Raw genomic sequence first — 8,452 nt, 5'->3', positions numbered from 1 at the left:
TCCTCGATCCAACCGCCGCCACTGCCCGCCATAAATGGCGTGGCCGGCAGTGGCTCCCTTCTCCTCCGGGAACCCGCGAAATTGATAAGACAAGGCCGCGGCGAACCAGCCGAGGGCGGGGAGATGGAGTCTGTAACTTTTCAACCGGCTGCGCCGGAAGTGCCATGTCGAAGCGACCGCAAGAGTGAAGCGGCGCGGGTGCTCGGGATCGACCGCGAGACGGTTGCGAACATCCTGAAACACTCCGTGGCTCAGCGCTTGCCGTAGTAGAGGCCCACCACGTGTTCCGCCTCGGCGAAGAACAGCCAGCGCGACGCGGCGATGCCGGCAACATGGGTCAGCACGGCCAGCACGCCCAGGGCATGCGAGAACGGCAACAGCAACAGCGCGATGGGCAGGACATATCCAAGCGCAAAGGCAAGGATGCGCAGCTTGAGCGCGTGTTTGCGCCCCACAAGGTGGACCATTTCCCGCGACAGGTAGTTGGTGCCGGTATGGGGCGGCTCGAACGCGCGGACGGTGCCCGCGTCGCCCAGCCCGGTGGCGGTCGCCATGTCGGTGCCGCTGGTGGCAAGGGCCCTGTCGCCGCGCACCCACCACAGGATCTGCAGCGCGGCGGCCACGGGGAAAAGCACCAATGCGGCGCTGACCTGACCGGCCAGAAGCGCCCCGCCCGCAAGCGAGATCACGAGCAGCAGGGCGGGCGTCAGCAGGGTATTCCAGCGCGGCACGGTCCTGAGCTGGGCATAGATCATCGCGGTGGTGAACACCGTGGCCAGCGAAAGCACAGCACCAAGCCATCCGAGCGCGGCCAGTCTGGCGTCGAAAAACACCAGCCCCGCGCCATAGATGGCCATCACGATCAATGCGGCCACCGCGCAAACGCCCTCGCGCGACAGCCAGCTGGAGCGCCATTGACTGAACGCCTTCCAGGCCCGTTCCGGGTGCCCGAGATGCAGGGTCGACGCGATCAGCCCGCCGACGGCCAGCCCGTAGGCGATGGCGAAGAACGCGAAGGCCACCCCGCCGGTGACCGGGGGCAGGCCGAGGCCCAGCCAGATCAGTACCCCGAAGCCGAGCCCCGAAAGCGTGGTGAAGACGATGACCGAAGGTGCCGGGTGCATCTCAGATCTTGTCCAGCGTGCGGTCGAGCCAGCCGAGGAACCCCTGGGCGTCAAGCGCCACCGGCGCATCCGGCGCGGCTGTCTCCGGGGCGTGACCGAGCCGGTCCCGGGGTCGGGGCGGCAGGTACTGGTTCACCGGTTTCGTGCCCTGTTCGGGCATCAGGTCGATACCGCCACGCGCCTCCACCAGCCGGCTCACGCCGCTGTCGGGGTCGGCCAGATCGCCGAAATGGCGCGCCCCGGCCGGGCAGGTGCGCACGCAGGCCGGTTCGCGGTCTTGCTCGGGCAGGTTCTCGTTGTAGATGCGATCGACGCACAGCGTGCATTTCTTCATCACGCCCTCAGCCGCATCCATTTCGCGCGCGCCGTAGGGGCAGGCCCAGGCACAGAGGCCGCAGCCGATGCAGTCGGCCTCGTTCACCAGAACGATGCCGTCCTCCACCCGCTTGTAACTGGCCCCGGTGGGGCAGACGGTGACGCAGGGCGCATCCTCGCAATGCAGGCAGGATTTTGGGAAATGCACCAGTTGTGCTGTGCCGGCCTCTGGCTGCACCTCGTAGCTGTGCACGCGGTTGAGGAAGGTCCCGGTCGGGTCGGCGCCGTACGGGTCCTGATCGCTGAGCGGCGCGCCGTAATTCTCGGTGTTCCAGCCCTTGCAGGCGATGACGCAGGCGTGACAGCCCACGCAGGTGTCGAGGTCGATCACGAGGCCGAGCTTGCGATCGGTGGTTTCGGGAAGGGTGGTCATGCGGGGCGCTCCTCGACTGCCGGGGAGCGGTGGCCGACCGGTTCTTCGCGGCTCTTGTCCCACGTGGCGATGAACCAGATGAACGAGCCGATCGCGAGAGCGACAAAGGCCAGAATGGCCAGCAGTGTCAGGGCCTTGCCACTCATTTCTCAACCTTCCATGCCAGATGATCGGGGCCCGGGCCGACGGGCGATTTGATCGGCGCGAAGGCCGGCTGCGCTTCTGCGGGCGCGGGGGCTTTCTCGATCCTCACGCGCAGGTCGAACCACGCGGCCTGCCCGGTGATCGGGTCGGAATTCGACCAGCGCAGCCCGTCGCCGCGTTCAGGCAGAAGCTCGTGGATGAGGTGGTTGAGAAGGAAACCCCGCGTGGCCTCGGGGGCGCCCGCGTCGAGCGCCCATGTTCCCTTTCGCTTGCCGATGGCGTTCCATGTCCAGACGGTGTGCTCGTTGAGCGCGGCCATGTGGGCCACGGGCACCACGATCTCGCCATGCGTCGAGGTCACGCGCGCCCAGTCGCCGGCGGCAAAGCCGTGCTGCGCCCAAACCCTGGTGGGTAGGTAGAGCGGATTGTGCCCGTGGATCTGGCGCAGCCAGGCGTTTTGCGTGCCCCAGGAATGGTACATGGCCATCGGGCGCTGCGTGAGCGCGTGAAGGGGGAAGTCGCGCGTGTCGACGTGATCGTCCTCGAGTGGCGGGGACCAGTGCGGCAGCGGGTCCATCGCGGCCCTGACATGCGCGCGCAAATGGTCGGGCGGCTGGCGCGGCCCGTGGCCTTCGGCGGCAAGCTGGAACTTGCGCATCGGCTCGACATAGAGATCGAAGAGATAGGGCTGGGGCGCATCATAGATGCCGGTCTTCACGGCCCAGTCCTGATAGGCCCTGTTCCACGGCTTGTAGTAATTGGCGCCCTCGGGGATGTGGCTGACGAAGAAGCCGCCATTCGCGATGTAGCGCTGCAGTTGATCGGGGTTGGGCGCGCCGCGCCCGGTCTTAGAGCCGTCGCCGCGAAAGCCCATCAACGGGCCGATACCGGGCTTGCGTTCATGGGACACGATGTAATCGGCGTAATCGGCATATCTGGGCGTGTCATCCTCGGCGGTGAATCCCGGCAATTTCAGCTTGTTGGCAAGCTGGACAAGCACGGTCTGAAAGCCGCGCACGTCCCGGTCGGGCTCGACCACCGGCCACCGGATCGCATCCGCCGCCGCATCCGCTTCGCAAATGGGGCGGTCGAGCATCGAGATGCAGTCATGTCGTTCCAGATAGGTGGTGTCGGGCAGGATCAGGTCGGCATAGGCGACCATTTCCGAACTATACGCATCCGAATAGATGATCCGCGGGATGACATATTCGCCGGTCTCGTCGGTATCGGTCAGCATGTCGATCACGCCGCCGGTATTCATCGACGAGTTCCACGACATGTTGGCCATGTAGAAAAACAGCGTGTCGATCCGGTAGGGATCACCGGCATGGGCGTTGGAAATCACCATGTGCATCAGGCCATGCGCCGATAACGGGTTCTCCCATGTAAAGGCCTTGTCGATGCGCGCGGGGCTGCCGTCCTCCTTCAGCGCCAGATCCTCGGGGCCGCGCGGAAAGCCCAGATGCGGGCCGTCAAGCGGGCAATCGGGTTTGCTGTGGCAATGCGGGGTGGGATGGGCGCTGGCCGGTTTTGGGTATGGCGGTTTGAAGCGAAAGCCGCCGGGCACCTCGATCGTGCCGAGGATGATCTGCAGCACGTGCAGCGCGCGGGCCGTCTGGAAGCCGTTTGAATGCGCCGAGATGCCCCGCATGGCATGAAAGCTGACCGGGCGACCGGTCATCGTCTGGTGCGTTTCGCCGCGGAAATCGGTCCATTCCTGATCGAGGGTGATCGCCTCGTCGAAGGCCACGCGCGCCAGTTCGGCGGCGATGGCACGGATCCTGGGCGCAGGGATGCCGCAGCGGTCCGCCACCGCCTCGGGGGCGTATTGCGCGTCGAGATACCGCTCGGCCATCAGATGCATGACGGGGCGGTGGGTGATCCCACCCACCTCATGCGTCGCCGCAAGATCGGGGCGCACGCCGGGCGTGTCGAACGCGGCGGGCTGACCGGTCACGCGGTCGATGACCAGCGGTTTGCCGTCCGCGTCGCGCAGGAAAAGCCCGTGCTCGGCCGAGGTCGGATCGCTGTTCACCAGGACCGGCGCGTTGGTGTAGCGCGCGAGGTAGTCGAGGTCGATCTTTCCCGCGCGCATCAGTTCATGCACCAGCGACAGGATGAAAAGCCCGTCCGTGCCGGGTGTGATCGCCACCCAGTCATCGGCCACGGCGTTGTAGCCGGTGCGAATGGGATTGACACCGATCACGCGCGCGCCCCGTGCCTTGAGCTTGCCGATCCCCATCTTGATCGGGTTGCTGTCATGGTCCTCGGCCACGCCGAACAGCATGAAGAGCTTGGTGCGGTCCCAGTCCGGCTGACCGAATTCCCAGAACGCGCCGCCCATCGTGTAGATGCCGGCGGCGGCCATGTTGACCGAGCAGAAGCCGCCATGCGCGGCATAGTTCGGCGTGCCGAAATTCTGCGCCCAGAAACTGGTGAAGCTTTGCGACTGATCGCGGCCGGTGAAGAAGGCGAGCTTGGAAGGGTCGGTCTTGCGGATCGGATCCAGCCAGTCGGTCGCGATCTGCAAGGCCTCGTCCCACGAGATTTCCTCGAACGCGCCCGCGCCGCGGGGGCCGACGCGTTTCAATGGCGCGCGCAGGCGCGACGGCGCGTTGACCTGCATGATGCCCGCCGACCCCTTGGCACAGAGCACGCCCCTGTTCACCGGGTGGTCGCGGTTGCCGTCGATATAGGCCACCTCGCCGCCTTTCATGTGCACGTCGATGCCGCAGCGGCAGGCGCACATGTAGCAGGTGGTCTTGCGCACCTCGTCGGAGACATGTGGAGAGGTGTCGAGGCGCGATTGATGCGTCATGTCCGGCCTTTGTCCTGCTCGAGCCTAACGGTAGGACAGAAGACATCCAGCCGCGACAGGTTCCTGTCAAACTTTATTTTCTCAAGGATCGTCTGATTGTGACCGTGGTATTGCGGCCTGGCGGCCCAATCGCCCTGTGGGTCGCGCAAGGGTGGCTTGTGGCCAACCGGGCTTGCCGGCCAGTCGATTCATGCCGTCCGGGCCGCCACACTATGCAGGATCCTCGATCTTTCCGGCAGCTTCCGGCCCCCTGCCGATGTCGCCACGCCGGATCGCGACGACCGAACCACCTCTGGCCTCACGGTCGACAGAGATGGGCATCGAACGTCGTGTCGCTTTTTGTGGCCCGGCAGTTACCCGAAAACACCTCGATCGCGCGGCCCCACGCGCTACAGCCCGATATCCTCTCGTCCCATCATCGGCCTGGCCGCCACCGACTCGAACCCGCCGCCGGCCACGTCGAAGGGCTGCACCGGTTCGAGATCAAGCCCCGATAGCTCGGCGATCACATGCAGCGGCACCCGGTGCGTGGCGTAATCGCCGAACGCCTCGAGTACGTCTGGGATCAGGTTCTTCTGGGTGTGCAGATAGCCCACCGCGCGCAGGCCCGCCGGGGTTTCGGCCACGGCGACCTTCCAGTAATCGGCCGGGACATGCACCAGCCCGCGATAGAACGGATCGTCGGCGCGGAATATCGGGCCGGTAAAGACCGATATGCGCGCGGCGCGTTCCTCGGCCCAGTCGAGCAGGTAATTCTCCAGCTCCAGCCAGGGCCGCTGGTTGAGCCGCGCATGTTGTGGCGCGCAGATCGTGTAGTGGAACGTATCGGCCATGGCGCGGCGGGCCTCGTCCTCGGTGCCCCACATCGGCGCCACCCGGCGCACGAGGTGGCCGCGGTCGTAGTCGTTCGACACATAGGCCGCATTGTCGATCTGCGCCTCGGCGGGAAGGCGCGGGTCGAGCCGCCATGTCCCCTGCCGGGGCAGCCGCCTGACCCGTGTGCCGTCGATATTGCAGGCCGTGACCATGGCCAGCCTGCGCGTCGCGTGCATCACGGCGGAAAAATGCGTGTAGGGCAGGTCGGGGCGCCCGTCCACCTCGCGCACATCGCGCCCGTCCGGCGGCAGCGGCAACGGCACGGGCCGGCCGAGGAAATCGGGATCGTAGCCCGCCACCCCGTGCCAGCGATCGGGCGCAAACATCGCCTCGGCGGGCCTGACGGGCAGATCGCCCGCTGCGTCCTCGGGACCGGGGATGAACCCGGCCTCGCCGCGGCGCATGGGTGGCGCCTCGAGGGGCGCCTGCGGGATTTCCGCAGACTCCGCGCCGATCAGGCGCAGCACGGTGTTCGCATCGCCGTCGCCGGCCGCCGCCGCCTCGCGCAGCACGCGGAAGATCTGGCTGATCCGGATGCCGCGATTGGCGATCCATTCGCCCGCATTCGTCGGGTGCGGCACCGAGCGGTGATGCAGCGCCACCGGCAGCCATTGATCGTTGAGCACCGGCGCCCCGGACGAGCCCGGCTCGGTGTCGGTGCTGTAATAGATGAAGTCGCCCTTGACCCCGAGGATCGAACTGTCGCGCAGGGCGATGGATTTACGGTCGCCGCGCGGGTGCTGGATGATCGAGACCGGCTCTCCCTTGACGGCCTTGCCCGATTCCTCGATCAGGATGAACGGGTCGAACGCGTCGAGCGTGTCGCCCGCCTCGTTGTCGGGCCGCACCGAGACGAAGGTGAAATCCAGCGCCATCCGGTCCGAGGTGAAGAACACGTCATCGGTGATCTCGAAGGTCTGGGTCGGCATCGGCTGGAAGCGGTCATCGTCCTGATAGTTGAACACCGCCCGCGCGCGTCGCGCCGCATCGCGGCTGGCGATCACGTGGTTGTTGGTCAGCATCAGGCCCGGGCCCACCAGGAATCCCGATCCCGAGCCGCTGGGGATCTCTCCGCGCACGAAAAGCTGGATCTTCGCGACCGACGCCGCCTTGCGCGCGCCCCGGCTGAGGTAATTGACCGGGAACAGGTTGGACCGGCCGAGAATGCGCTCGAAGGCCCGTTCGTCATCCTGCGGCACCATGTGCCGGCGGGCGCGCAGGCGCCGGGGCTTGTCGGGGCGGGCAAGTTCGCGCTGCAATTCGCGAAACTCGTCGAGAATATGCAGATCCATCGCAGACAGGTGCCTGCCCGCCGCCTCGTGATCGGGCGGGACCGGGCCACTCCCGGCCTCATCGGTGGGGTCGATCCGCGCCAGCGCGCGATCGACCTGCGTGATCGGTTCCTGCGCGGTCTCGAAGGGCATGCGCGGCACCGCCCGCGGCGGCGCGATCTCGTCGGCCTGTGCGATCTGGGCCTGGAACAGGGCCGCCACCCGCGCATAGCCGGGGTTGCGCGGGTGCAGTTCGTCGTACCAGCTGGCCGCCGAGGCCCCGACGCGGCCGCGGCAATCGACGTGATGCGCCCGCCCCGGGAAGCGCGCGGCGACACGGGCCAGCCGCACGTTGAGCAGATCGATCAGATGCCCGACGACGATCTGCTGCAGCCCCGGCGGAATCCTCAGCGCCTCCATCGGGCCGCCCAGCCATTTGCCGCCGCGCCGCGGCACGGGCCGGTCATAGCCGTGAAAGAATACCTGCAAGCGCGGCTCTGTCGCCGTCGCATCGGCGATGATCGCCTGGAAATCGCGCTCGATCACGTCCAGCATCTGCGCGACTGCGTCGGCGCGCAACACATCGCCCAGCTCCATCCCCGGGCGAAACGCGTGCAACAACGCGGCGAGGTTGCCGCCACCCAGCACGTCGTTGCCCGATGCGCTGAACAGGAACACAGTGGCGTTGCTGTCGGCTATGGCGGATCGATATTCGCCCATGCCGCGCATGTTCGACAGGGTATCGCCCGCCGCCCCCAGCGAATGGACAGCGAAGGGTTTGCTGAGATTGTCGATCACGTCGCGCAAGAGGATGGGATATTGAAACCAGCTGTCGCCTTCCGAGACGATCACCGGCCCGCCATAGCCCTGCCGGATGCGGCGGCGAAACGCCATCCAGCGAAGCTTGCGCGACCAGGCATTGGCGGCTGCCATCGCGACCTGTCCCTCTTCGGGCGAGGCGGGATCCTGCCCGATCAGGCGGATATCGGGCTGAAAGGGCAAGGCGGGCTGCCCGCCATCGGTGAATTGCGCGGCAAGCGCCTGCATCTCTTCTTCGGTTTCGGCGGCGTCGAGGGCGGCAAAGAACTCTTCCGGCGTCATCGCGGACTCCTTTGAGGATAAATGTGTTTTTGAAACGGTTTTCTCGACTGGCAAAACAGCGAATATCAGGATTGTCCGATCCAAGGCGCAGATCAAGTGTTTCCTTGGGTGCGCTGCGGAGGTTGCCTCGGTTGCCAGGGCTGATGTCTTGCACTCCCGTCCTCATTCGTCTCACCGCCGATGCGGCTTCTGTCCGGCCACTGCCCGCCTGGGGCTGCTTGGCGTTGCGCGTGCCGTTGGAACCTCCTGTCAGCCGATCCGGCGGTAAATCGGCAGGCAGTGTCCCAACGATTGGTGTAGGAGGCCGCGCGCCGAGCCCCCGGCGTAGCGCAGCGCGCGGCCGGTGGTGACTTGGGCGGCGACCGTCGAT

General features: G+C 66.5%; 6 protein-coding genes. All 6 read right to left on the bottom strand.

Features of this window, described 5'->3' with window-relative positions; all coding sequences use genetic code 11:
- Positions 1-243 (bottom strand): hypothetical protein (locus V8324_RS20560; protein WP_336421766.1); only part of this gene is annotated, 243 nt, incomplete at its 3' end.
- 8 nt (positions 244-251) lie between these two features.
- A complete protein-coding gene (locus V8324_RS20555) occupies positions 252-1,124 on the bottom strand; it encodes a dimethyl sulfoxide reductase anchor subunit family protein (RefSeq protein WP_336421765.1) in 873 nt (290 codons plus the stop codon).
- 1 nt (position 1,125) lies between these two features.
- A complete protein-coding gene (locus V8324_RS20550; protein ID WP_336421764.1) occupies positions 1,126-1,872 on the bottom strand; it encodes a 4Fe-4S dicluster domain-containing protein in 747 nt (248 codons plus the stop codon).
- Positions 1,869-2,018: a hypothetical protein gene (locus tag V8324_RS20545; RefSeq protein WP_336421763.1), complete on the bottom strand. Its 150-nt coding sequence runs from the start codon at positions 2,016-2,018 to the stop codon at positions 1,869-1,871. Before V8324_RS20545 ends, V8324_RS20550 begins: the two co-directional genes overlap by 4 nt.
- Positions 2,015-4,834 carry a molybdopterin oxidoreductase family protein gene (locus V8324_RS20540; protein ID WP_336421762.1) on the bottom strand — a complete coding sequence of 940 codons (2,820 nt, stop codon included), beginning with the start codon at positions 4,832-4,834 and terminating at the stop codon, positions 2,015-2,017. The genes V8324_RS20545 and V8324_RS20540 overlap by 4 nt, the downstream gene beginning before the upstream one ends.
- 389 nt (positions 4,835-5,223) lie before the next feature.
- Positions 5,224-8,082, bottom strand: a complete 2,859-nt coding sequence (locus tag V8324_RS20535; protein ID WP_336421761.1) for a DNA/RNA non-specific endonuclease — start codon at positions 8,080-8,082, stop codon at positions 5,224-5,226.
- Positions 8,083-8,452 lie beyond the last annotated feature (370 nt).

This window comes from Roseovarius sp. D22-M7 (assembly GCF_037083785.1).
Classification (GTDB): domain Bacteria; phylum Pseudomonadota; class Alphaproteobacteria; order Rhodobacterales; family Rhodobacteraceae; genus Roseovarius.
The sequence above is the reverse complement of the archived record's forward strand: the minus strand, read 5'-3'. Positions and strand labels throughout refer to the sequence as shown.